15 protein-coding genes are annotated in these 26,164 nt (G+C 65.1%); 5 read left to right on the top strand and 10 right to left on the bottom strand.

Going from position 1 to position 26,164, the window contains the following annotated elements:
- Window positions 1-35: 35 nt before the first annotated feature.
- The 3 genes from ACDH77_RS15150 to ybaL all read right to left on the bottom strand — a co-directional run bounded on the left by ACDH77_RS15150 (window position 36) and on the right by ybaL (window position 4,973).
- Window positions 36-2,177, bottom strand: coding sequence for a TonB-dependent siderophore receptor (locus ACDH77_RS15150; protein ID WP_071117924.1), 2,142 nt, complete (start codon window positions 2,175-2,177; stop codon window positions 36-38).
- Window positions 2,178-2,939 carry an HpcH/HpaI aldolase/citrate lyase family protein gene (locus ACDH77_RS15145; protein ID WP_372353532.1) on the bottom strand — a complete coding sequence of 254 codons (762 nt, stop codon included), beginning with the start codon at window positions 2,937-2,939 and terminating at the stop codon, window positions 2,178-2,180.
- Window positions 2,940-3,275: 336 nt separating this feature from the next.
- Window positions 3,276-4,973: a YbaL family putative K(+) efflux transporter gene (gene ybaL, locus ACDH77_RS15140; protein WP_008571076.1), complete on the bottom strand. Its 1,698-nt coding sequence runs from the start codon at window positions 4,971-4,973 to the stop codon at window positions 3,276-3,278.
- 431 nt (window positions 4,974-5,404) lie between these two features.
- Between ybaL and ACDH77_RS15135 the strand changes: the two genes are divergently transcribed.
- Complete coding sequence (locus ACDH77_RS15135; protein ID WP_071117867.1) at window positions 5,405-6,598, top strand: cytochrome P450; 1,194 nt, start codon at window positions 5,405-5,407, stop codon at window positions 6,596-6,598.
- Window positions 6,599-6,797: 199 nt separating this feature from the next.
- On the opposite strand, the gene ACDH77_RS15130 is transcribed toward ACDH77_RS15135, so the two are convergent.
- The 4 genes from ACDH77_RS15130 to ACDH77_RS15115 all read right to left on the bottom strand — a co-directional run bounded on the left by ACDH77_RS15130 (window position 6,798) and on the right by ACDH77_RS15115 (window position 15,429).
- Entirely contained in the window at window positions 6,798-9,197 is a 2,400-nt protein-coding gene (locus tag ACDH77_RS15130; protein ID WP_029820026.1) for a TonB-dependent siderophore receptor, read from the bottom strand.
- A gap of 339 nt (window positions 9,198-9,536) precedes the next feature.
- Window positions 9,537-11,924: a TonB-dependent receptor plug domain-containing protein gene (locus tag ACDH77_RS15125; protein ID WP_014090819.1), complete on the bottom strand. Its 2,388-nt coding sequence runs from the start codon at window positions 11,922-11,924 to the stop codon at window positions 9,537-9,539.
- Between the two features lie 273 nt (window positions 11,925-12,197).
- Window positions 12,198-12,623: a VOC family protein gene (locus ACDH77_RS15120; protein WP_008571081.1), complete on the bottom strand. Its 426-nt coding sequence runs from the start codon at window positions 12,621-12,623 to the stop codon at window positions 12,198-12,200.
- A 433-nt stretch (window positions 12,624-13,056) separates the two neighbouring features.
- Complete coding sequence (locus ACDH77_RS15115) at window positions 13,057-15,429, bottom strand: TonB-dependent receptor plug domain-containing protein (protein WP_372353530.1); 2,373 nt, start codon at window positions 15,427-15,429, stop codon at window positions 13,057-13,059.
- Window positions 15,430-15,609: 180 nt separating this feature from the next.
- On the opposite strand from ACDH77_RS15115, the gene ACDH77_RS15110 reads away from it, so the two are divergent.
- Together ACDH77_RS15110 and ACDH77_RS15105 are read left to right on the top strand one after the other, a co-directional pair.
- A complete protein-coding gene (locus ACDH77_RS15110; RefSeq protein WP_071117958.1) occupies window positions 15,610-17,526 on the top strand; it encodes an ABC-F family ATP-binding cassette domain-containing protein in 1,917 nt (638 codons plus the stop codon).
- A 192-nt stretch (window positions 17,527-17,718) separates the two neighbouring features.
- Window positions 17,719-18,219, top strand: a complete 501-nt coding sequence (locus tag ACDH77_RS15105; RefSeq protein WP_008578087.1) for a YcxB family protein — start codon at window positions 17,719-17,721, stop codon at window positions 18,217-18,219.
- A 15-nt stretch (window positions 18,220-18,234) separates the two neighbouring features.
- On the opposite strand, the gene ampR is transcribed toward ACDH77_RS15105, so the two are convergent.
- Entirely contained in the window at window positions 18,235-19,110 is an 876-nt protein-coding gene (gene ampR, locus ACDH77_RS15100) for a LysR family transcriptional regulator AmpR (RefSeq protein WP_008578086.1), read from the bottom strand.
- 100 nt (window positions 19,111-19,210) lie between these two features.
- Here ampR and bla point away from each other — a divergent pair, with 100 nt between their 5' ends.
- On the top strand, window positions 19,211-20,104 hold the full coding sequence (bla, locus tag ACDH77_RS15095; RefSeq protein WP_014090815.1) for a class A beta-lactamase: 894 nt from the start codon (window positions 19,211-19,213) through the stop codon (window positions 20,102-20,104).
- Window positions 20,105-20,217: 113 nt separating this feature from the next.
- Window positions 20,218-21,165, top strand: coding sequence for an alpha/beta hydrolase (locus ACDH77_RS15090; RefSeq protein ID WP_372353912.1), 948 nt, complete (start codon window positions 20,218-20,220; stop codon window positions 21,163-21,165).
- Window positions 21,166-21,381: 216 nt separating this feature from the next.
- On the opposite strand, the gene ACDH77_RS15085 is transcribed toward ACDH77_RS15090, so the two are convergent.
- Together ACDH77_RS15085 and ACDH77_RS15080 are read right to left on the bottom strand one after the other, a co-directional pair.
- Window positions 21,382-23,529, bottom strand: a complete 2,148-nt coding sequence (locus ACDH77_RS15085; protein WP_372353529.1) for a phosphocholine-specific phospholipase C — start codon at window positions 23,527-23,529, stop codon at window positions 21,382-21,384.
- A gap of 74 nt (window positions 23,530-23,603) precedes the next feature.
- Complete coding sequence (locus ACDH77_RS15080) at window positions 23,604-26,060, bottom strand: TonB-dependent receptor domain-containing protein (RefSeq protein ID WP_057681846.1); 2,457 nt, start codon at window positions 26,058-26,060, stop codon at window positions 23,604-23,606.
- Window positions 26,061-26,164: the final 104 nt, after the last annotated feature.

The raw sequence follows: 26,164 nt of genomic DNA, 5'->3' as shown, positions 1-26,164 counted from the left end.
TCGGTCGTGTGCAGCGCTTGCCAGGTGATGCAGGTTCAAAACGTGTACTCCAGTCCGGCAGTGACGGTGCGCGCAGGCGCGGCCTGACGCCCCCAGGGGCTGGTGTCCACGCCACGGAACCAGTATTGCCGGTCGAACAGGTTGTTGATCGCCAACGATGCGCTGAACTTCTGTCCATCGCGTTCGAACAAGGTATGGCTCACTTGCGTGTTCCACACCATGTAGGCCGGCAACTGACCCACCGAAGCGATGGCATTCTCCTGCACGGTGTTGGCAGCGTCGCTGAAGGCCTTGCTGAAGTAATAGCCGGAAAGCGCGACAGTGGTGTGACCAAGCGCGTAAGTGCCGCCCAGCGTGATCTGGTTGCGCGAGGTGTAAGGCACGCGCAAGCCGCGGAATGCACCCGATTCCTGGCTGGCATCCAGATAGGCATAACTGGCGTTGAGGGTGAGCGCACGCAGTTGCTCCGGGCTCCATTGCAGTTCCAGCTCGCCACCTTGATGGCGGGTCTTGCCGAGATTGCGGAACACGCGCGTGGTGTTGTCGAGCTGAATCTGCTGATCGAAATCGATGAGGTAGCCGCCCAGCTGGACACGTGTCCGCTCGTTGGGCTGATAGCGCGCGCCCGCCTCGTAATTCCATGCCAGTTCGGCATCCAGGTTGTTGCCGAAGATGATCTGGGTGACCTGCGGCGCACGCATCGAACGCTGCCCGTCGGCGTAGAAAAACCATTGCTCGTTTGCCTGGAAGCCCAACGTCAGCCCCGGCAGGACATCGCGCGTCTGGTTGAGCGTGCTGACGCCGGTGGCACGATTGAAATAGCGCGAATCCAGGCGTTCGTAGCGCAGGCCCGGCGTAATCGTCACGCGCTCGCCCGGCAGGGTGATGGCGTTGCTGAGGTATGCGGCCAACGCGCGGTCTTCGAACCGCCAATCGCGCACGGTGGTGAACAGCCCGTCGCGCAGACGCAGATTGCCCACGAGAAAATCGATGTCCTCGCGCACTGCACGCACCCCGGCAGTCCACTGCTGACGCACGCCACCGGCATCGCCCATGCTCCAGCTCAGCCGTGGCTCGCTGCCGACCACGCGGAAATCGCGCGGTGCGGTCTGGCGCAGTTGCGGCGGCAGGTCCGAGCGCCACGTTTCGGTGGAGGCCTGGCGCATGCCGACAATGAAATTGCGACTGCTGCGTGCACTGAAGTTGCTCCAATCCAGGCGCACCTCCTGCATCGGACCCCAATCGCCCAGCAGCTGTTCGTAGCTCAGCGACGCACGTGTGGTGCGGCCGTTGAAGCTGTCCAGCGGGCGGGTGGACTGGCGCGGGTCGCGCCGGTAATCGTCCGGACTGAGGGCACCGGCCAGGTCCATGTCGACCAGATAACGCTGCACGCTGGCCTTGAGCAGCTTGGTGTCGTCCAGCCACCATTCGGCACGGACGCGCAGATTGCTGATGTCGGTGTCGCTATGCGCGCGCCAGTACTCGCCATAGGTGCGATTGGCATCGACCTGCATCCCGAAGTTATCGGTGAGATATCCGCCGCTGCTGAGCGCGCTGTCCTGCAGGAACCGGCCCTGGCCGCCGGCAGTGACCTTGTGCGCCAGCGTGGTGCTCCACGCGCTCGGGATCTCCTTGCTGACCAGGTTGATCACTCCGCCCACGTTATTCGGCCCGTACTGCACCGCTGCGCCGCCGCGCACGATGTCGATGCGGTCGATCTGGTTGAGCCCCACCGGAAACAGCGACAGGCTGGTCTGCCCATACGGGGCCAACGCCAGTGGAATGCCGTCTTCGAGCACCTGCACGCGACCGCTGCGGCTTTCGTACAGACCGCGCAGCATCAGCTGCGGCAGTGCGCCGGTGCCGGTTTCGTCGAAGATCTTGATGCCGGGCACGCGCTGCAATGCATCGTCCAGCGAACGGTTGCCGCCATTGCGCAACTGCTCGCGGTCGATCACCTGGCGGCTGCCGGCGTAACGCTGCACATCGTCGGGTTTGGAGCGACCGAGCAGGCTGCCTTGCACCTGGATCGCATCCAGCGCACGAATCGGCGTGCCGCCACCGCTGGCATCAAGCGCATCGGTCGTCGGCGTATCGCTTGCGCGCGCCAGCTGCGGCAGCGTCAGCGTGCTCGCCGCGATAGCGATGGCTAGGGCGTGAAAACGGAACGTCGACATCTACGGCGTGCTCCTGCAGGCGGGAGGTAATTGGGGGACGGCAAGGCTGGCCAAATGGCCGCGCAGGGCGCGTTGGATCAGCGCGCGGTCTTCGCCGGCCAGCAGCCAGCGCAGCTCCGGCTGCTGCAGCCAGTGCGCACGCTGCGCGTCAGTGCGAGGGTTGGGGCAGAACGGGACGTTTGCAGCAAGACACTGCGCATGCAGTTGCAGCAGCAATTCCCACACCTGCGGGTGGGTGGGCTGCGGGCCCAGACCCAGATCCAGCGCAAGATCCAGCGCACCTTCCATCACCAGGGCCACGCCTGGGATGGCAAGAATCTCCGGCAGGGCAGCCACGCCGGCGGCGCTTTCGATCATCGGGACGATACGGGTGTTCGCATTGGCATGCGCGATGTAGGTGGGCAGATCGACATTGCCAAAGCCGGTGACACGGCCGCCGGTGATGCCGCGCCGGCCCAGCGGCGGGAAGCGCGCCGCGGCGATGGCGTCGCCGATCTGCGCCGCAGACTCGGTACGCGGAACCACGATTCCGCGCGCGCCGGCATCCAGCACGCGGCCAATCAGTTTTTCGTCCACCTTCGGCACGCGCACCCAGGCCTCGCAGCCCGACAACTCGCAGGCGCGGATGGCATGTTCCAGCGTGTCGGGCGCGTGCAGCACATGCTCCAGATCGAGCACCACGAAGCCATAGCCGATGCGGCCCAGCAATTCGCAGAGCTGCACGCTTGGCAATGCGTTGAGGATGCCGACTGCAACCGCCATGGAAGAGGCCGCCGAGGAAACGGGCGCTCATCCTGCACTTGATGGGAATGATTATCAAGTGTGTCTGGCGATGCTCTTTTTTGAGTTTTGGTCGTGGCGGTGGACAAGGGTCAGATCGATGTTTTCATCTGAACTAACCGCCCGCAACAGAAGCGCCCGCAGGGCTTGCACACCTGCAGGCTTCGATGCCTGGCTTATCTGGGCGGAGGTCGCTGCTGGCGGCGACGCTCGTGCCCGTGCAGGCGCGCCAACGCCAGAAAAGTAACTGGTGCACAGAGGTGGCGTCTCCCGGCAGGGGCTTTTTGGACGGCACTCCGCATGCGTGCGCTAGTGCAACTACGACGCCGGCACGTTCAACGCGCGGTACGGCGGGGTGGACATCACCATTTCGGCCAGCGAATAGGCCAGTTCGCGCTCGGCCAGTACCGCGCCGTCGGCGCCGTGTTCGAGCAGGTGCTTGACCTCGGCGTCGCTGTGGGCGCGCGCCAGCAGTGTCAGCGAGGGGTTGATGGCGCGCAGCTTGGCCAGTGCTTCGCCGGCTTCCAGCGGCTGCGGAATGGCCAGGATTGCGATCTTGGCATGCTCCGGGCGTGCCTCGGCCAGCACGCGGTCGGCCGCTGCGCTGCCCCGGATGCCGGGAATACCAGCCGCATGGGCCTTGGCGACGTGGTCGCCGTTGTCGTCGATCACCAGCACCGGCACGCCGCGGCTGCGCAGCAATTGCGCCAGCGAACTGCCGACGCGGCCGTAGCCGATCACGATGGCATGCCCATCGGCCGGCAATGGCGGGCCAGGCGGTAGTTCCGGTTCCACGGCGGCGGGCGCGTCCTGCGCCTGCTTGGCCTGCCAGCGGTCCAGCCACGAGAACAGGAACGGGTTGGCCACGATCGACAGTAGCGCGCCGGCCAGGATCAGGTCGCGCCCGGTTTCCGGCAGGATCGCCAGTTGCACGCCCAGGCCGGCCAGGATGAAGGAAAACTCGCCAATCTGCGCCAGACTGGTGGAAATGGTGAGCGCCGTGCCGGTGGGGTGGCCGAACGCGCGCACGATCAAAAATGCCGCCAGCGACTTGCCCACGGTAATGGTCAGAAAGGTCGCCAGAACCTGCCACGGGTGCGCGATCAGGATCATCGGGTCGAACAACATGCCCACCGAGACAAAGAACAACACCGCAAACGCATCACGCAACGGCAGCGAATCGTTGGCGGCCTTATGGCTGAGTTCCGATTCCTTGAGCAGCATGCCGGCGAAGAACGCGCCGAGCGCGAACGACACACCAAACAACGTAGCCGACACGAATGCCACGCCCAGCGCGATACCGAGCACGGCCAGGGTGAACAGTTCGCGCGAGCCGGTTGCCGCCACTTTTTCCAACGACCAGGGGATCACGCGCCGGCCGATCACCAGCATCGCTGCGACGAACGCCACCATCTTGAGCAAGGTCACGCCCAGCGCGGCCAGCAGCGAGGGCGATTGCGCATCGTGCGTCGTGGCTGGTGCGCCGCTACCGAGCACATCCGCCAGCGCCGGGAGCAACACCAATGCCAGCACCATCACCAGGTCTTCGACAATCAGCCAGCCCACCGCGATGCGGCCGCGCTGGGTGTCCAGCAAACGGCGTTCTTCCAGCGCACGCAACAGCACCACCGTACTGGCCACCGACAGCGCCAGGCCGAATACCAAGCCGTGAATCAGCGACCAGCCCATGCTCCACGCCAGCGCCCAGCCGAGCAGGGTGGCCACCACGATCTGCGCCAATGCGCCAGGCACCGCGATCCACTTCACTTCCATCAAATCGTCGAGCGAAAAATGCAGCCCCACGCCGAACATCAGCAACATCACACCCAGTTCGGACAACTGGTTGGCGATGGTCTGGTCGGCCACGAATCCCGGCGTAAACGGCCCTACGCACACGCCGGCCAGCAGGTAGCCGACCAACGGCGAGAGCTTCACCTTCTGCGCGAGCGTGCCAAGGATGAAGGCGACCGCGAGGCCGACGGCGATGATGTCGATGAGGCTGGTGTCGTGATGCATTCCAATCCGTTGTGAGAGTGTCCGGGAGATCGTCGAGCCAGCCAACGGCACTGCGCCGGGCATCGCCTGCGGGCATTGCGTGGTCATGGCTGGAGTCCGGCAGGGGGAACTGGACCGCAAGACAGGTCCGGTTGGCCGGACGCCCATAGTACACAGCGCATGATTAACGCGATGCGACACGCAGCGCATGCGTGCAGACAGATGCATGCGTCAGGTGGCGCGTAAACCGCTCTCGCCTGCGCCTGCGAGCTGAGACGCACGGCGCAAGTCCGGCATGCCGAGTCAACATTGACGACACCGCTTCGCGCTTGCGCAAGGCCGGGGCGCGATGCGTGCAGATAATCCGGGCATTCCGTGGAGCACCTGTGTCCTTGGGCAGGTGCACGCATGCATCGCCCCTATTTCGGGGGTGATGCCACATGAGCCAGGCCATGCATCTCAGCGATTTGGCAACACCCCAGTTCCGCCACGATCCCTATCCGACATACGCACGCCTGCGCGAAGAAGGCCCACTGGTGCAGGTGGCGGACGGGCGGCTGATGTCCGGCCGCTACGCCGTGGTCGATCGCCTGCTCAGCGACCGTCGGGTCGGTCGCGACTATCTGCAAAGCATTCGTCTGCGTTACGGCGAGGCGGCGGTGCACCTGCCGCTGTTCCAGGGCATGAGCCGCATGTTCCTGCTGCTCAATCCGCCGCTGCACACGCAGTTGCGCGGACTGATGACGCAGGCCTTCGGTGCGCGGCAGATGGAGTCCATGCGTGAGGTAGCCAGCGATACCGCCGCCGGGTTGATCGACGCTTTCCAGGCCAACGGGCACTGCGATCTGCTGGCCGAGTTCGCGTTCCCGCTGCCGATCGCCATCATCTGCCGGATGCTGGATATCGATGCAGCCGATGTCACCGCGCTGAGTCACGCGACCAGCGCGCTGGCGAAAGTCTTCGATCCGATGATGACGGCGGAAGAACTGCAGGCCACCAGCGTTGCGTACGACCAGCTGGCAACATATTTCCACGGCGTGATCGCGCAACGTCGCAGCGCTGGCGGCGACGATCTGATCGCGCGCTTCATCCAGGCCGAGGACAACGGCCGCCGCCTGAGCGAGGAGGAGATCGTCTCCAACGTGATCCTGCTGTTCTTTGCCGGCCACGAAACCACCTCCAACATGATCTGCAATGCGCTGGTCGCGCTGCATCGGCATCCGCAGCAATTGCGCCTGCTGCAGGAAACCCCGGGCCTGCTGCCCAATGCAGTGCTCGAATGCATGCGCTACGACAGCTCGGTGCAGATGGCCACGCGCACCGCCTTGCAGGATTTCGAGATCGAGGGCGTGGCGGTTCCCCGGGGCGCCATGCTGTATCTGATGCTGGGCGCGGCCAATCACGACACGCTGCAGTTCACCGACCCGCAGGTGCTGGATATCCGCCGCCAGCAGGGCCGCGCGCTGTCGCTCGGTGGCGGCATCCACCACTGCCTGGGCAACCGGCTGGCCATGATCGAAGTGGAAGCCGCGCTGGCCTGCCTGCTTGCGCGTCTGCCGGCGCTTCGGTTGGAGCAGCTGGACACGCTGAGCTGGAACGACCGCGCCAACCTGCGCGGTGTCGACACGCTGCTCGCCTCCTGGTGAGCCGCGGTCATCCAGTGCAGTGACGTGACCAGCCGGGACGGCATCGCAGCGGCAATCACTGCGCTGGCGATCGTCGCGGCAGATGACGCGCAGCCGCGGCACCCGAATCGAGATGCCCACAACGACAAACACCGCCGATCACTCGGCGGTGTTTGCGTATACACATGCGCGGATCGGCAGGTTCGCTCGAGCCGGCCGATCAGAAGCGGTAGGTCACCCGGCCGTACCAGTAGCGACCGTTGAAGCCGAACGGCGACAACGAGGAATACTGCAGACCGCTGGCGCGATCGTCGTAGCCGGTGGTCAGCTGTGCCTTGGTCGGATACTGGTTGGTGACGTTGTCGGCACCCACGGTGAAGGTCAGCGCCTGCCAGGTGTAGTTGGCCGCCAGATTGAGGATCCAGCGCGCCGAATATGTCTGGTCCTGGCTGCCGTCGGCCGGATCGCCGATTCGCTTGATCGCGCCATAGCGGGTGGCATTGCCGTTGAGCGAGAAGCCGCCCAAGGTCCAGTCCGCTGCCAGCATGTACTTGGTGCGTGGCGTGGATTCGGTCAACAGGCCCTGGCTGGCACGTCCGAAGTTCGGATTGGACAGCTCCAGGATCTTGGTCTTGTTGTAATTGGCGCTGGCGCTCAGGTTGAGGCTGCCGCCGGCACCGAGATCGGCCCGATAGCTGTTCACCCAGTCGACGCCGCGCGTGCGGCTGGTGGCGCCGTTGACGAAGAATTGCACCGCACCCACCTGGCCGATCGGCTGGGCGAGCTGGATCTGGTCCGAATACAGGATCTGGTCCCAGATGCGGATCTGGTACACGTCCAGCGTCGAGGTGAAGTTGGCGGTCGGCTGCCAGACGCTGCCGATCCCGTAGTTGGTGGACTTTTCCGGGCTCAGCGGACGCGCGCCCAGCTGCACGGCGATCGGGTCGGAAGTGCGATAGGTGCCGACCTGGATCAGCTGCCCGTCCTGCGGCAAGGTCACCACCGAGGCGTAGTTCTGCTGCGCCAGCGAGGGCGCACGGAAGCCGTTGGAAACCGTGGCACGCATGGAGAACGTATCGGTGAACGCATAGCGTGCCGACAGCTTGCCCGAGCGGGTGGAACCGGCATCGCTGTAGTTCTCGTAACGCCCGGCGATGCCACCGGACAGCTTGTCGGTCAGGTCCGCTTCCAGCGCTGCATAGGCCGCGTTGCTGTGACGGCCGAACTTGCCCGCTACCGAGGGCTCCAGACCGGAGAACACCTGCGCACCGCCGGGGTACGGGGTTCCGGTCTCCGGGTTGATGGTGTCGGGGTCGAAGAAATACGACGCCGGCGAGCCGGCGACGATCTCGTAGCGGTCCTGGCGATGTTCCACACCGAAGGCCAGATTGACCGGATAGGCCAGGCCCCAATCGAAGGACTTGTTGAAGTCGGCGTTGAGCGTGCCTTGTTCGGTTTCGAAACCGCCGGAATTGAAGTTCGTCGGCGAGCTGCCCGTGCTCCAGTACAGATTGGTGTTGATGCTGTTGAGGATGTTGAAGGTCATGTCGTTCTTGCCATAGGTGGCCGACACGTCCCAATGCCAGTCGCTGGCCGTGGTGCCCTTGACGCCGAGCACCGCCGAGCGGTCGTTGATCGGGTTGTAGATCTGCGGCAGGAAGCCGTTGGGATACACCGCCTGCACGTTGCGGTCGGTGTTGTCGTAGGCACGGTAGTAGCCGTTGGAGGTCACTTCGCGGCGGCTCACGCTCAGATGGCCATACAGCTCGACATTGGGCGTGAAGTCATAGCCGAACGCGACCAGGCCCTGGTAGAACCTGGCATCCGGATCGCCATGGCGCTGGTAGGGCACGCCGCTGGGATTGGCGGCGCCGGCAAGCGTGGTGGCGCGGTTGGTGTTCTCGCTGCGGTTGGTGTCCATCGAATTCTGGTAATTCCACGACAGCCGCACCCAGCCAGGCGCGGTGTCGCCGCTGGTGGCGCCGAACGGCAGGCCGACCGAGCCGTCGACGCCGTTCTGTGCGCCGTCGCCCTTGTCCATGATGCCGCCATTGACCGAAATGCTGTTGCTGCCGGCCGCGGCGCCATGCTTGAGCACGATGTTGACCACGCCGGCGATCGCGTCGGAGCCGTATTGCGCCGACGCGCCATCGCGCAGCACCTCGATGCGGGCGATCGCCGACATCGGCAGCGAGTTGAGATCGGCCGGCGCCGAACCACGACCGACATAGGGGTTGTAGTTCACCAGCGAGGAGGTGTGATAGCGCTTGCCGTCGACCAGCACCAGTACGTTGTCCGGCGACAGCCCGCGCAGCGTGGCGGGACGGGCGGCGTCGTTGCCGTCGGCGATGGCCGGGCGCGGGAAGTTCAGCGACGGCAACAGCTTGCCGAGCGCGGTGGCGACATCGGTGGCGCCGGTGGCCTGCAGCGACTCCTCGGAGATGATGTCGATCGGCGATTCGGATTCGGCCACGGTCCTGTCGCTGACGCGCGTACCGGTGACGATCAGGGTGTCGAGGGTTTTCTGCGGCTGGGTCGATTGCGACTGCGCACTGGCAGCGAAGGAACAGACGGTGAGTGCGACTGAAATCGCCAGCGAGAGTGCGTTGGAGTTGTGCATGGGAGTCAAGGCTCGAAAGGAGTGATGGACGTAGCGACGAAGCACCGTAAATACCGGGGGAATGCAACTGCGAACGGGTAATCGGCCATGCCTGCGCGCCGCATGCGTCCGCAGGACGGAGCAGTGCGCACGAGTGCAGCAACCGGCAATGCGCGGTGTGGCGCCTTGCGCGCTTTGCTGCGCGCATCCTTGCTGAAGCGGTGCAACGTGCAGCGGAAAGCGTCTAACCTGGCCACCTCATGTGTGCGAGGGTGGCCAGGGACGGTGACGTCGGCGACACGTCAGACATGCAGTGCCGCGCGACTCACATGCCGGCCGTGACCGACCGGCATTTGGGAGTTACCACTTGTAGTTCACGTTTGCATAGACCAGCGCGCCGTTGAAACCGAACGGCGAGGCGCTGCTGTAGGGCAGGTAGGTGCGCGTGCCCAAGCCGGCTTGCTGGCGGTCCGGATATTCGTTGAGCACGTTGTCGCCACCGATGGTGAAATTCCACGCGCCCAACTTGTAGGACGCGGCCAGATCCAGCGTCCACTTGGCCGCGTAGGTCTGGTCGCTGCCGGCGTTGGTGCCGAACGTACTGAACTCGCCCCAGCGCGTGGCGGTGCCGGTGAACGACCAGTTGCCCGGCGACCAGGTCCCGCCAAGGAAGAACTTGTCGCGCGGCGTGCCTTCGGTGATACGGCCGATTTCGGCGCGACCGATGCGCACCGCACTCGGATCGATCGCCATCAGCGCTGCCGGGTTATCGGCGATGCGTTTGATTTCGGTCTTGTTGTAGTTGTAGCCCGAGGTCAGCTCTGCGCTGCCGCCATCCAGGTTCCAGCGATAGGTGCCGACCGCATCGACGCCTTGCGTCTTGGTGTCTACCGCATTGGTGAAGTAACGCCCGCCACCGATGCCCGGGAACCCATTGGCCTGCAGGTAGTTGCGGACCGCAGTCGAGGTGAGGTTTTCAGACAGCACGATGCGGTCGTCGATATCGATGCGATACGCATCCACCGTGATGTACAGATTCTCCACCGGCTGCAGCACCACGCCCAAGCCGTAATTCTTGGACTCTTCGGCCTTGAGCGGTTCGGCACCGAGCGCGATCGCGGCAGGGTTGTCGGTACGGAAGGTGCCGATCTCGAACGGAATCGCGGTCACCGTGCCGTTGGGCTGCGCCACGTTGAGGAACTGGGTGGCGATCGACTGGAAGTTCTGCTGCTGCAGCGACGGCGCGCGGAAGCCGGTGGATGCAGTCGCACGTACCGCCACCTTGTCGGTAAAGGCATAGCGCAGCGACAGCTTGCCGGTGGCGGTGTCGCCGAAGTCGCTGTACTTCTCGTAGCGCCCGGCCAGCCCGGCCGAGAACTTCTCGGTCAAATCGGTTTCCAGATCGGCGTAGAACGAATGACTGTTGCGGTTGTAGTAACCGGCATCGGAGGGCTTGAAGCCTGGAAACACCTGCGCGCCGGGAATCAACGACCCGTTGGCCGAGGGAATACCGCCGTTGGCCGAGGAAGCCGCATCGCCAGGCGATTCGTTGAATTTCTCGCCGCGCCATTCGGCACCGAAGGCCAGCGTCACCGGATAGGCCAGGCCCCAATCCAGCGTCTTGGTGAAATCGGCATTGAGTACGTTCTGCGTCACTTCCAGCGTACCGGCGTGGAAGTCGGTCGGGCTGGCCAGCCCCAAGCTGTTGTTCAAGCTGTTGCGCACATCGAAGGTGAGATTGTTCTGGCCGTAGTTGTAGCTCAGATCGATGTTCAAGCCCCCTTCGGTGGAGGTCTTCAAGCCGCCTACCCACGAGACGTCCTTGCTGACGTTGTAGATCTGCGGCAGGAAGCCGTCCGGATAGATTTCCGGGCGGTTGCGATTATCACCGGCAAAGCGGAAATAGCCGTTGGACAGCACTTCGCGCCGGCTCACCATGCCGAACGAATAGAACGTGAGGTAATCGGTGGGGCTGTATTCGCCGTTGAACGAGAGCGCGCCCTGGTCGATGTCGGGGTCGCCATAACGCTGCTCCACACGGCCCTGGAACGGCAACGCGCGGTTGGTCTGATCCGAGTGCCCGGCCTGTGCGGCCAGGTGCACCTTGCCGGTGCCGGCGAAGCTGAAACCGGCATCGCCGGACAGTTGGTACTGCTCGCCGTCGCCAGCGCTGTACTTGCCGTAGCGGCCATTGATGCTGCCGCCTTCGCCGCTGCCCTTGAGCACGACATTGATCACGCCGGCGATGGCGTCCGAGCCGTATTGCGCAGACGCACCATCGCGCAGCACTTCGATGCGCTCCACCGCGGCGATCGGGATGGTGTTGAGGTCTGCCGGCGAAGAGCCACGCCCCTGGGTATCGTTGAGATTGATCAACGCCGTGCTGTGATAGCGCTTGCCGTTGACCAGCACCAGCACCTGATCGGGCGACAGGCCGCGCAACTGTGCCGGGCGCACCGCGTCGGAGCCGTCGGAGATGGCCGGGCGCGGAAAATTGAGCGAGGGAATCGCGCGTGAGAGCGCGGTCGCCAATTCGGTGGTGCCGGTCGATTCCAGTGCCTGCGGCGAGATGATGTCGATCGGCGATGCCGATTCGGCGACCGTGCGATCGGCCACACGCGTGCCGGTCACGATCAGGGTGTCCAGTGTTTTCTGGGCCGGCGCCTGCGATTGCGCAGACGCGGTTGAAGCGGAAAACGACAGTGCAAGAACAACGGCGACTGCGAGTGGACTGGTCTTGCAATTCATGCGGTGACAACTCCGAGTGGGGAACGGATGCATCGCAGGGGCCCCCTCCCGGGCCGCGTCCAGCGCGGCAGCTGCGGTGCGTTCTCAACCATTAACCACGTGTAACCGCATGTCAAATTTTGGTTACGTTGCGCAAGCAACTGTCATCTCTGACGTGCTACTGGCAACGTTGTCATCGTGCACCAAAGTGATGCGACGCCTGCACCAGACCTGCTGGGGCAGGCGCTCGCTTGCACCATAGTGGACGGCAATACCAGTTATGAAACTTGTGCATCAGAATGTGATCTGCACCGCATCAGCACTGCGTTGCGCAACACCATGGAAGACCGCTTCGATGTTGTTGCCGTCCGGATCGAGCACGAACGCGGCGTAGTACTGCGGGTGATAGGGGCGCAGGCCGGGCGCACCATTGTCGCGACCACCGTGGGCGAGCGCCGCTTGATGGAAGGCATGCACCATTGCCACATCGCGTGCCTGAAATGCCAGGTGGTGACGGCCGGTGAGCACGCCCTGTGCCACCGTGTCGCGGTCGGAAACGAACAATTCGTCGGCCCAGAAGAACCCATCGCCTTCGCCGCCGACCGGAATCCCAAGAACGTCCAGCACGGCCTGGTAGAAGCGCCGGCTGGCCGGCAGGTCCTGCACCACTAGGTGCAGATGGTCGATCAAGCGTCCGCGCGACAGCTGCGATGTTTCCATGGAGCGTGCTCCGGCAATGACGGGAGCACCGTTGATACCACCGCAGCTGCCGTCAGGTCTTCACCTCGCAGCGATACGGGGCGCACAGTGGCGACCAACGCGTCGCGCGCAGTCCTCAGGTGCGCGCCGACGGCGACACCAACCGCAGCGCACGCAGGGTCGATGGCGCGGCCGCGTCCGCCTGGTGCCGGCAGTGAGTTTGTGTGCCGTTCCAAAAAGACCTTAGGCAGATGCGCACACGCCCCAGGCTGGCCGGGGCGCGTGGTCGACCCTGGATGTCGAAGGATGCAATGGCGACACGCCATGCATGCAGCGAAGTTGCATTTGCTGATCACAGCAAATGCGGCGGATGTCTCGCGCTGATCGCGAGATGGCCGATCGCATCGCCCGCCTCACGATCACAAAGACAACCTCGGCTGCTCAAGCGCAGCGCTTACCAGCGGTAGTTGATGCGCCCATACACGTACGCACCATTGAAGCCGAACGGCGACAGATTGCTGTACGGGAATTGTCCGCTGGTGGAATTGGCGAAGTTGTTTTCGTCCGGGTATTGATCCAGCACATTGTCTGCGCCCAGCGTCAGCGTCCAGCGATCGATCTTGTAGCTGGCCGATGCATCCACCACCCACTTGGCGCCGAAGGTCTGGTCGTTGCTCGCGTCCGCTGGGCGGGTGCTGTACTTGCCATAGCGCGTGGCCCCCAGGGCCAGCGTCCAGTGTTCGGAGTTCCAGCTGCCGTTGATCAGGAACTTGTCGCGCGGGAAGCCTGCTTCGATGCGGCCACGCTCGGTGCGGTCGATGCGCTCCAGGCTCAGCCCGTTGGCCGACAACGCGGCCGGGTTGGCGGCCACGCTGCGCACTTCGGTTTCCGAATAGTTATAGCCGGCAGTCAGGTCCACGCTGCTGGCGGCCAGCTGCCAGCGGTAGCTGCCCACCACGTCCACGCCGCGCGTACGCGTATCCACCGCATTGGTGAAGTAACGCCCGCCATTGATGCCGAAGATGCCCTGCGACTCCAACAGACTGCGCACGCCCGCGCCGGTCAGGTTGGACGACAGCACGATACGGTCGTCCACATCGATCTGGTACGCATCCACGGTGAGGTAGAGCGCATCGGTGGGCTGCAGCACAAGGCCCAGGCTGTAGGACAGCGAGGTTTCCGCATCCAGCGGCTCGGCGCCGAGCGCGCGCGCCACGGTGCTGTCGGCGGGGAAGGTGCGAATCTCGAACGGATTCGGGTTGCCGGCCAGGAAGGTGGTGCTGGTGGACTGGAAATACTGCTGCGCCAGCGACGGCGCGCGGAAGCCCGAGGACACCGTGCCGCGCAACGCGATCCTGTCGGTGAAGGCGTAGCGCGCGGAGAACTTGCCCGAGGCCTGGCTGCCGAAATCGCTGAAGTCCTCGTACCGCCCGGCCAGGCCGGCAGAGAACTTGTCGGTGAAGTCGGCTTCCAGATCCGCATACAGCGCGTAGCTGTCGCGCGAGTACTGGCCCGAGACGCTGGGCGCGAATCCACCGAAGCCCTGCGCGCCACCGGCCAGCGTGCCGGCCTGGAAATACGAGCCCACTTCGCCCGGCGACTGGTTCCACTTTTCGTTGCGGTATTCGGCGCCGAAGGCCACTGTCACCGGATAGGCCAGGCCCCAATCGAAGCCGCGCTTGACGTCCAGGTTGACGATGTTCTGCGTAGTTTCCAGTGCGCCGTCGTAGAACGCCGTGGGCGAGGTCGGCCCCAGGCTGACATTGAGCGTATTGCGGGTGTGGAAATCGATGCGGTTGTAGCCGTAGTTGTAGCTGGCGTCCCAGTCCCAACCGCTGGCAGTGGAGCCGCGCACGCCGGCCACCAGCGAGCGGTCCTTGGCGTAAGTCTGGATTTCCGGCAGGAAGCCCTGCGGATACACCGACAGGATGTTCTGGCTGCTGCCCGGCGCGCGGAAGAACGCGAACGAGGTGATGTCGCGGTTACTGGCGGTGGCGAACGCATAGCCGGTGATGCTGTCGCTGAAGGCGAATTCGGTATTGGCCGAGACCGCCTGCGCATTGACCTCCGGGTCGCCGATCTTGAACGCCTTCTGGCCGACTGCCGGCTGCGAGACGCTGGGCGCGCCGGCGTAGGCGCGTGCACGGTCGGTCGGGTCCTGCTGGTTGAGCTGGGCGGCCACGTGCAGCCAGCCGCGGTCGCCGCCATAGGCCACGCCGGTGTCGCCGGAGAGCTCGTAGTTGTTGCCGTCGCCAGCCGAATACTGGCCGAAGCCGGCTTGCAGGCTGCCGCCCTTTTCTGCGCCCTTGAGCACGATGTTGACCACGCCGGCAATGGCGTCGGAGCCGTACTGCGCCGAGGCGCCGTCGCGCAGCACTTCCACCCGCGCGATGGCCGCGACCGGGATGGTGTTCAGATCCACCGCCGCCGCGCCACGACCGATGGTGCCGTTGAGGTTGAGCAGCGAGGAGGTGTGGCGGCGCTTGCCATTGACCAGCACCAGCACTTGGTCGGGCGAGAGGCCGCGCAGCTGTGCGGGACGGATCGCGCTGGTGCCGTCGCTCAGGGCAGGGCGCGGGAAGTTCAGCGATGGCAGGGCGCGCGCCAGTGCGGTGGCCAGTTCCGGGGTGCCGGTGGCTTGCAGCGATTCGGCGCTGATGATGTCGATCGGCGACTGCGACTCGGCCACGGTGCGGTCCGACACGCGGGTACCGGTGACGATGACCGTATCCAGGGTGTTGGCCGGGGCGGCGGTCTGGGCCAGGGCGGGGGAAGCAAGCAGTGCAGCGACCACGGCGGTCGCAAGCGCGGAAAGGGGGGCGTTCATGACAACTCCGAAAACGTGGGTCCAGGCAGGACCAGGCAAGGCTAGGCAGGCGGCGGTCGCGGGAGGGCGAACAAGACGGCGGCCACGCTGAAGGCGCTAATTATTCGTTAACGCTAGAATGGCGTCGCAGGAATGCTGCTCATCTGCTCATTCCTTTTCGTTCTATCGGACTGTCCATCAATGATTTCCCTGCGTAACTTCTCCATGCGACGCGGCGAGCGTCTGCTGCTCTCCAACGTCGACCTGACCATGCACGCCGGCTACCGCGTAGGTGTGGTGGGCCGTAACGGCACCGGCAAGTCCAGCCTGTTCGCTGCGGTGAAGGGCGAGCTGGAGGCCGACAAGGGCGATGTCGATCTGCCCGGCAAGGTGCGCACGGCCAGCGTGTCGCAGGAAACTCCCTCGCTGCCCGACCCGGCGCTGTCGTTCGTACTGGGCGGGGACATCGAGGTGTCTGCGGTACTGCAGGAAGAAGCCGCAGCTACCGCGCGCGAGGACTGGGAGGCAGTGGCCAATGCACACCAGAAGATGGCCGAGATCGGCGCCTACGACGCCGAAGCGCGCGCCGGCAAGTTGCTGCACGGCCTTGGGTTTCCGGCCGACACGCACCATCGCGCGGTGTCGTCGTTCTCCGGCGGCTGGCGGGTGCGGCTGAATCTGGCGCGCGCGCTGATGATGCCCAGCGACCTGCTGCTGCTCGACGAGCCGACCAACCACCTGGACATGGATGCGGTGCTGTGGCTGGAGCAGTGGTTGCTCAAGTACCCGGGCACGCTGCTGCTGATTTCGCACGACCGCGAATTTCTCGACAACGTGGCCACCCACACCCTGCACCTGCATGGCGGCACCGCCAAGCTGTATGTCGGCGGCTATACCGATTTCGAACGCCAGCGCATCGAGCATTTGCGCCAGCAGCAGATCGCGCACGAGAAGGAACAGGCCGAGCGCGCGCATCTGCAGAGCTTCATCGACCGCTTCAAGGCGCAGGCCAGCAAGGCGACCCAGGCGCAGAGCCGCATGAAGCGGCTGGCCAAGATGGCCGGCACCGAGGCGGTGCGCGCCGAGCGCGAGTTCCGCATCCAGTTCGCGCAGCCCAGCCGGCTGCCGTTCTCGCTGATCCGGCTCAATCACGTGGAAGCCGGCTATGCCGCTGCGCCGCGGGAATCGGGAATCGGGAACGGGGAATCGCAAAAGCGTGGTTCCAGCGATGCCATTACCGTGCTGCATGATGTTGGATTCGGGCTAGAGGCGGGTGACCGGATTGGTTTGCTTGGGCCCAATGGCGCGGGTAAGTCCACCCTGGTCAAGACCTTGGTGGGCGAACTGGCACCGCTGGCAGGCGAGCGCAGCGCACATCCGGATTTGCGCATCGGCTACTTCGCCCAGCACACGGTGGAGTCGCTGCACGAAGGCCAGTCGCCGATGGACCATTTCCGCGAGTTGTCGCCGGATGGTTCCAACCAGGCGTTCCGCGACTTTTTGGGGAAATGGAATTTTGCCGGTGACCGCGCCTTCGAAGTGGTGGATGGTTTCTCCGGCGGCGAGCGCGCGCGCCTGGCGCTGGCGTTGATCGCCTGGCAGCAGCCGAACGTGCTGCTGCTGGACGAACCGACCAACCACTTGGACCTGGAAATGCGCGAAGCGCTGGCCGAGGCGCTGAGCGATTTCGAAGGCGCCATCGTGATGGTCTCGCACGATCGCCATCTGATCGGCCTGGTCTGCGACAGTTTCTGGCGCGTGGCCGATGGCGTGGTCGAGCCGTTCGCCGGTGACCTGGACGAATACGCCGCCTGGTTGCGGAGCCGCCCGGCCGCGCAGGGGACCAAGCAGAAGATGGCCGAGGCGGCGCCGACCCCGCCACCGCCGACCAAGCCGCTGCCGCCGAAAAAAGCCGTCAACCCGCACAAGCTGGCCAGTGCCGAAAAGCGCGTCGGCGAGCTGGAAGCGGCGCTCGCTGCGCTGGATCGCGAGCTGGCCAATCCCGGCAACTACGCCGACAGCGAAAAGATGGCGGTGCTCGGACGCGACCGCGAAGCAACCGCGCAGCAACTGGCTGCAGCCGAGGCAGCGTGGATGGAATTGATCGACGGTGCGTAAGCGTCACTGACAAAAACGCCTGCGCAACCGTACGATGGCGTGTCAGATGGTCGTTGCGAGATGTACCAGGCGTACATCGCCGTTGCCGCGCCTGGTCTACACCTAGCGGCTGCCTGCGCGCTGCGTCGTGTTGGCCACGATGAAAGCGCGTGGGTTACGCTGCGCGTTGAGCCACACACGGATGTCGCGCGCATGATCAGCGTCACCATCAGTCTGGAAGACCATCTGGCCGCGCAGCGCTTGCATGCGCGTCACGATGCGAAACGCCTGCTCGTGTTTCTGGCAGTCCTGCTGTTGATCGGAGCGGGGCTGCTGCACCTGCGCGGCGCGAGCGAGATTATCGGCCCGGTGCTGATCGGCGGCGGTGGCGGTGGGTTGCTCGGCCTGGTGGCGTTGCACGTGTGGGGCCTGCCGCGGCGGATCAAACGCCTGCATGCGCAGCAGGCCTCGCTGCGGCATACCTACACCTACGCATGGGACGAGAACGGGCTGGAAATCACCTGGACGGACGGCCATCTGCGTCGCCCCTGGTCCGATTACATGCGCATCCGCGAAAACGACCGGGTGCTGTTGCTGTACCACAACGACCGGCTGTTCGAGCTGTTCTGCCCGCACTGGTTCGCCGACAGGGCGCAGTTCGAGGCGTTTCGCCAGTTGGCCTTGCGGGTGGGAAAGACATCCAAGGCGCTCTGAGAGTGGCAGCGCTGCTCAGCTGCTGACGTGCTGTTGGGCCAGTAGCCAATCGCGCAACCGGCGCCCGGCATCGCTTTGCGGCCGCGACCGTAGCCGCGTCAGCCAGTAGCGCCCGGCGTCGATGGTGATCGGGAACGGGCAGACCAGGCGCCCGGCATCCAGGTCCTGGCGAAACATCGGCAACGGCAACAACGCCACGCCGGCGCCGGCTGCCGCTGCGCTGGCCAGGGTAAGCGACGAATCGAACATGCTGCCGCGCGCAGGCACCTCCGTCGCACGCGCCGCGCGGAACCACTGCGGCCACTCATCCAGGCGATACGAGCGCAATAGCGGCACACGCGCCAGATCCTCCGGCACGCGCAAGCCGCGCGCCATTGCCGGCGCGCACACCGGCGCGAAGGGCGCTTCCATCACGGCTTCGGCAACCTGGCCCTGCCAATCGCCATCGCCGAAGCGGATGGCCAGATCCAGGCCCTCTCCGGCCAGGTCGACGCGGTTGTTGTGGGTGGACAGGCGCAGTTCGATATCCGCGTGCGTTGCATGAAATGCCGCCAGCCGTGGCAACAGCCAGCCGGTGGCGAAGGTGCCGACCACGCCCACGCTGAGCACCTCGCGGTAACGGCCATCGGCAAAGCGTTCCAAGGTGGCGGCGATGCGGTCGAAGGCCTCGCCTAGCACCGGCGCCAGCGCGGCGCCTTCGTCGGTCAGCGCTACACCGCGCGGCAGGCGGTGAAACAGGCTGGTGCCCAACTGCTGCTCCAGCGCCTTGATCTGGTGACTCAGCGCGGCCTGGCTGACGCATAGCTCATTGGCCGCGCGGGTCAGATTCTGATGGCGCGCGGCGGCTTCGAACGCGCGCAGGGCATTGAGCGGCAGGCGGGGGCGGGGCATGGGTAGAGATTAGTTCAATTCATGCCTGAGATCGAAACATCGCGATGGTCGGCTGCATCCTGCGCATCGATACTGCGGGCTCTCTCAAGGAGGCAACCGCATGTTGAATCGGCGACAGTTCCTGCACGCAACCGGCGCTGGCGTGCTGCTTGCAGCGTCCAGACCCGCATGGGCACTCACCCCCGCGGTAAACGTGGACGACATGCTGCGGGCACAGTGGGCGCAGATCGAACGTGGCACCGGCGGCCGGCTGGGCATCTGCCTGCTCGACAGCGCCACCGGCAAGCGCCTCGGGCAGCGCGAGGACGAGCGCTTTCCGATGTGCAGCACCTTCAAATTTGTATTGGCTGCCGCGGTGCTGCGGCGGGTGGACCAGGGCAAGTTGACGCTGGCGCAGCAGGTCAGGATCCGTGCCTCCGACATGCTGGAGCATGCCCCGGTGACCGAACGCCATGTCGGCGGTTCGCTCAGTGTTGGCGAGCTCTGCCGGGCCACGATGATTTATAGCGACAACCCGGCTGCCAATCTGCTGTTCCCGCTGGTCGGCGAACCGGCCGGGGTGACTGCGTTCCTGCGCGGTATCGGCGATGCCCAGACCCGCACCGACCGCTACGAGCCGCAGATGAACCGGTTCGCCGACGGCGACCCCCGCGACACCACCACGCCTGCGGCAATGGCCGCCACGCTGCGCACGCTGCTGCTTGGCGACGCGCTGCAGCCAGCCTCGCGCAAGCAGCTGACCGACTGGATGATCGACAATCGCACCGGCGACGATTGCCTGCGTGCGGGGCTCACGGCCGGCTGGAAGATCGGCGACAAGACCGGCAGCAACGGCACCGACACGCGCAACGACATCGCCATCCTCTGGCCACCGAAGGGAAGCGCGCCCCTGTTGCTGACCACGTACTTGAACGGTGCCAAGGTCGACGACGCGGCACGCGATGCGGCGTTGAAGGCGGTGGCGGTCGCGGTGCGCGAGAGCATCGCGGCGTGAGTGCAAGGCTCCGGTGTCTCACGCGCGTCATTCGCGCATGAGTTCACGACGTGCTTTCTGTTTCTTCAACCCTTCAAGGTCCAATCGTGCAAATCAGGTCGTGTCATGGGTGGATGGCAGTTGCGCTGCTGCTTGTGCATGGGCTCGCACCGGCGCGCGCCTGGCAGCCAGCGCCTGGTCAGGTCGAAATACCGCTTTGGCCGCGCGCGGTGCCTGATGCGGTGCGCCACCCGAAGCCCGAATCGGTGGGCACCGGCGAGGGGCGTTACCCATGGACCAAGCTCAGCGATGTCAGCCGCCCGACGATGACGGTATACAAGCCCAAGGCTCACAACACCGGCGCGGCGGTGCTGGTGTTTCCCAGCGGTGGTTATCAAGTCCTGGCCATGGATCTGGAAGGGACCGAAATCTGCGACTGGCTGACCGCGCGCGGTATCACCTGTGTGCTGTTGAAATACCGTGTACCGAACTCGGGGCCGACCTGGGTCAACGACCGCCGCTATTATCCGAAGGTGCAAACAGCCCTGCAGGATGCCCAACGAGCGTTGGGGATGGTGCGCGCGCGGGCGGACCAGTTGGCCGTGGATCCGCACAAGATCGGTGTGCTCGGCTTTTCTGCCGGTGGTCACCTGGTGGCCGCGATCAGTACGCATTTTGCAGCGCGCACGTATCTGCCGGTGGATGCCGCCGATCGCGTGAGCTGTCGCCCGGATTTCGCCATTGCCGTGTATCCGGGCCATTTGTGGGCGCACGAGGACGAGGATGACGACACCCGCGATCCCACCCATCTGGACCTGCGTCCGGACATTCGCGTCGTCGCCGATACCCCGCCGACCTTCCTGTTGCAGGCGCAGGACGATCACGTGGACGGCGTTTCGCAGGTGCTGGCCTACTACGTCGCGCTCAACCAGGCGGACGTGCCGGTGGAAATGCATGTGTACGCCCAGGGTGGCCATGCCTTCGGTCTGCGCGCCAAGGGGCTGCCGATCGCGCAGTGGCCGCAGTTGGTGGAAACCTGGTTGCACACGATCGGCGTGCTTGATGCGACTGGCGCGCGCTGAGTGTGACTGTGCGCAAGCCTGCTGATCAGGCATCCCCATGTGTACGCAGCGCATACCGCGCTGCAAGACTTGGGACGGCCATCAAAAACCGAGCGAACAGTCGCCAGGAGGGTCTGAGGCAGCGCGCTTAAAACTGCGGTGTAAGAGTGGGAGATTCCGCGTCGAGTATCGGCCGCGCCCATCCGGCGGTGAGCGCTGTGGTCTTGTTAGCCACGCTTAGCCGAGTGCGCCGATCGAGACAGGCATGTCCTGCTGCAATCGCGCCGGCCCACCCATGGCCGGGTCGCTGACGCTGTCTGCACCGGTTTCGATGCGCCCGGCCAGATGCTGGGCCGCGCTGTCGTGGCGCACCCATAGGTCGTACCAGCCGCCGGTTGCTGCCGCCTTCCAGCGCCGCTGCACGGTGGTGTCGGGTGCAAGACTCAGGCGCTCGCGCGGCTGTGCGGCGGTATATGCACCTGGCTGCAGCTCAATCTGCACGGCAGTGTTGCCGCTATGACGTAGCGATAGCAGCACGCAAGTGCAATCGTTCGGATCCTGCGCGATCTCGGCCAGCAGCGGCGCTGCATCGAGGTCGCCGCGGTAATGGCGATGGAAGCCGTTGGGACCGAGCAGCCACAGATCGTAGCGGCCGTCGTAGGTGGTCCACGTGCCGTCCACGATGGCGTCGCTTCCCACTGTGTAGCGGCGTGGAATTGCCGCTAGATCGAAGCGGTCGTAGACATGCAGCACCGCCGCCGCGCCCGCATTGGACATGCGGAGCTTAACTTCGCCGCGCTCGGTCAGGTGGGCCAGCTCCACGCTGGGACGATATGGCAGCCCACGCGAGCGGCGCACGCCGAACGGTTGTTCGGGCGGCTGCAACGTGGCCGGCAACGGCGGCAGTGCGTGTTCGCGCAAAGCGGCCGCGCGCGTAGCGGTTGCACCGACATCCGGCAGCGCGGCGACGAACGCGCGCGTATCGGCCTGGCGGAAATCGAAGGCATTGGTCAAATCGCCGCACACTGCACGCCGCCAGGGCGTGATTTCCGGCGCGGGCACGCCGAAGCGGCGTTCGAGCAGGCGCAGCACCGAGGTGTGGTCGTACACCTGCGAATCCACCCAGCCGCCGCGGCTCCATGGCGAGACCACATACATCGGCACGCGCGGGCCAAGCCCATAGGGCCGCCCGCGTAGCTCGGGAAGATCCACGTTCTGCTCGCCCGGCGCCGGGTGGCGGTGATAGTCATCGTCGGTAGCCAGCGTCGATGCGCCGGCAAACCCGCCCGTTGCGTGTGCATCCGGCGACGGCGGTGCGGGCGGCGGCAGATGGTCGAAGAAGCCGTCGTTCTCGTCGAACATCACCAGCAAGGCGGTGCGACTCCACACCGCCGGATCGGCAGTGAGCGCATCCAGCACGCGTGCGGTGTAGGCCGCGCCCTGGGCGGGGCTGGACGGATCCGGATGCTCGCTGCCGGCCGCGTCGGCAATGATGTAGCTCACTGCAGGCAGGCGCCCGCCCAGTACGTCCTGGCGCAACTGCGCGAGACCGCGCGTGCTCACGCCACGCGCGCGCAATTGCGGATCATGTCCGGGCGCGGCGCTGTACGCCTGTCGAAATGCCGCAAAGCCGGCCAGCGGGTTGTCGGTGAAGTTGTCTGCCATGTCCTGATAGATCTGCCAGGCCACACCGGCGTTCTGCAGGGCTTGCACGTAGGTGCCCCAACGATACGGCTCGGCAAAGCCGCCCAGTTCCGCAAAGTTGTCGTGCGAATTGCCGATCACCGGGCCGCCTGCGCGCGCCTGCGGATCGTTGCCGCCGGTCCACAGGAACACGCGATTGGAATTGGTGCCGGTCTGGATCGCAGCGTGGTACGCATCGCAGATGGTGAAGGCGTCGGCCAGCGCGTACTGAAACGGAATGTCCGCGCGCGTGTAATAGCCCAGTGCATGATTGTGCTTGGCGGCAGCCCAGTGCCCGAGCCGTCCATGGTCCCAGGCCTGTTGTGCATCCGGCCAGCTATGCGGGGTGCCCTTGACACGCATGAAGCCGAACTGCGCGGCCGTGTCCAACGCGAATGGCGTCAACCACTGGCGGCCGTCCTCGCTGGGTTGCAGCCACACCGTGCGCGCCGGTGCGCCCGGCAAGGGGGGCGCAGGGATCGGGAAACGGTCGCCGAAACCCCGCACGCCGGGCAGCGCGCCGAAGTAATGATCGAACGCGCGGTTTTCCTGCATCAGGATCACCACATGCCGAAGGTCCTCCAGCGTGCCGCTGCGCCGGTCCGGCGCGATGGCTGCGGCGCGCGCGATGCTGGGCAGCAACGCGGCCGCGCCGCTGGTGAGGCCGGCTTGCAGCAGGCGGCGTCGGGGCAGATCGATCATGTGGGCTCATCGCATCGGAAGGACTGCCCGCGCCGGTGCCTGGTGCGGGCATCGCATAGCATGGCAGTTCGCCGTTACAGGTCCAGCGTCAGGGTCAGGCCGACGGTGCGCGGGGCGGCAATGAAGGCACTGTCGCTACCGTCCACACCTTCCAGATAGCGCTTGTCGGTGAGGTTGCTGACGTTGAGCGCGAGCTGCAGGCCTTTGAGCTGCGAGGTCAGTTGCGAAAGTTCCACACCCAGATTGGCATCGAAGGTGGTCACGCCATCGAGTGCGGCGCGGTTGGATGCGTCTAGGTAGCGCTTGCCCAGGTAGCGTCCGGACACACCGAAGCGCCATGCCTGGCCGCGCCAGTCGGCCGACACCACCAGCGTATTGCGCGGTTGGCCGATCACCTGCGCACCGGGCGTGATCTCCAAGGCGGTATCGCGCGCGGCATCGCCGCTGCCGAGATAATCGGCCTTGTTGTAGGTGTAGGCGCCATTGATGCGCCAGCCGTTGTCCCAGCCGTAGCCCAGCGCTGCTTCCACGCCGCGCGCATGCACACCGCCGAAGTTTTCGTACACGCCATCGGTTTCGCCCAGGTAGTCGATACCGGTGACGAAGTTGGCCGGCACGTACACGATGCGGTTGTCGAAGCGGATGTCGTACAGCGTGACGCTGCCGGTCAACGGCCAGCGGCTGACACGCAGGCCGAGTTCGATGTTGTCGGCGGTTTCCGGTTTCACCCGACTCAGCGCCACCGGGTCGGTTTCGCCCAGCACGCCGGACGCAATCGCGGCGAAGTTCTGCGAGTAGCCGGCAAAGGCCTCCAGGCCCTGCACCGGTGTGGTCCAGGTCAGGCCGGCCGACAGCAGCGGGTCGGACTGCGAATCCGATTGCACATGCTGCGCATCGCCGATGCGGCGGTCGCGGGTCTGGTCGACAAAGAACTGCTTGACGCCCACGCGCCATGCGAATGCGCCGTAACGCATCACGTCTTCGACGTAATACATCTGCTCGTCGGTCTGGTAGTTGTCCTTGAACTGCACCCAGTACGGCTGATGATCGAAGCTGATGTTGGTGCCGACGTTGAGCAGGCGGTGCCAGTCGCGGGTGACGCTGCGCTCAACGCGTTCCAGCCAGGCACCGGCACGCACGGTGTTGTCGATGGCGCCGAGATCGGTGCGCCATTCCACATCGGCCATCGCGCCGGCGCGGTGATTGTCGTAGTGGCTATGTCGATACGATTGCACCGGCATCGAACCGGCCGGATAGCAGGCCGGATTGGATTCGGCCGGCATCGCGTCGCTGCCGGCGCAACCGGCCAGCATGGCGGCAGCCGCGCCCCCGGGGGTGAGGTAATACAGTTTGCCCAGATCGCTGCCGCCATACACGGTATTGCCGCCACGCGCTTCGGATTCGGGTGCGCCGGCGCCATCGTTGCTGACATCCACCAGATACGGCGGAATCCAGTCGCCGCGCCCCTGCATGCGGTGCGCATAGCCGGTCAGCGTGGTCTTGAAACCATTGCCGCCATCCAAGGCGCCACGCAGGTAGCCGAACGTATTCTTGCGCAAGGCACGCGAGCCGGAGCGGTAGTTCTGGTCCAGGTACGGAATGCCGGTGAGCGTGCCGGTCAACAGGTCGTGCTCCGGGTCGCGCGCGAATTGCTCCGGGGTCACGCTGGTGTATTCGGATTCGTCGGCATCGTCGTAGGATGCGTATCCGCTGAGCGTCCACTGATTCAGCACGCTGACGAATTTGCCGGCCAGGTGATCGCGGCTGGTGTGCCCGCTGCCGTCGATCCAGTCGTCATTGCGTGCCGACGAGCCACTGACCCAGGCACGCGTATTGCCGCCGATCAGGCCAGTGTCGTAGCGCGCGTAGTACTTGCGCGCCTGGTTATCGCCAATGCCGCCGATCACGCGCACACGCTGCGTTTCCAGCGGTTCGCTGGTGAGGTAATTCAAGGTGCCGCCCAGGGCTTCGTTGGAGCGCGAGGCGATGTCGGCGGTGCCCTGGCTCACTTCCACCGTTTCCAGATCCGGCATGTCGATAAAGCGATTGGCCTTGGAGCCACCGCCGTACGCCGAGCCGCCATTGGGTACGCCGTCGATGGTGGTGCCGATCTGTTGCGTATCGCGATTGCTGACGAAGCCGCGCATGCTGATCTGCGTGCCCCAATCCGAGGAGCCAAAGGCATCGGCTTCGGTCACCACCACGCCGGGCAGTTCGTTGAGCGCATCGTTGACGCTGCCGAGCACGAACTGGCGGTCCAGCATTTCCTTGCTGACGGTGGTCTTGGAATAGGTCATTGCCTGGCCGACCACCTGCACCTGATCCAGCGTCGATACTTGCTCATCGGTGACGGCCGGGTCGGACGTTGCGCCGTCGGGAACCTGCTGTGCATACGCCGGTAGGGTGAGCGAAACCAGCAGTAACGCCAGCGTGGCAGGACGGCGCACGCGCAAGGAGGACATCGAATCCATTGAAATCCACAGCGGGGGAGGGGGTCTGGAAAGACTGCCGCGCTTGCGTTGCGTGATCATGACCGCGCTACAGGCGAGGTCGCGATCACGCGCCGGATGTATGCAACCTCATGGCCAGAGCGAAGACTTGGTTAGCTTGGTTAGCGGCGTTCGGATGCTTCCAG

The sequence above is a fragment of the Xanthomonas axonopodis pv. maculifoliigardeniae genome, assembly GCF_041519315.1.
Lineage (GTDB): Bacteria > Pseudomonadota > Gammaproteobacteria > Xanthomonadales > Xanthomonadaceae > Xanthomonas > Xanthomonas euvesicatoria.
This window is presented reverse-complemented; position numbering and strand designations above follow the sequence as displayed.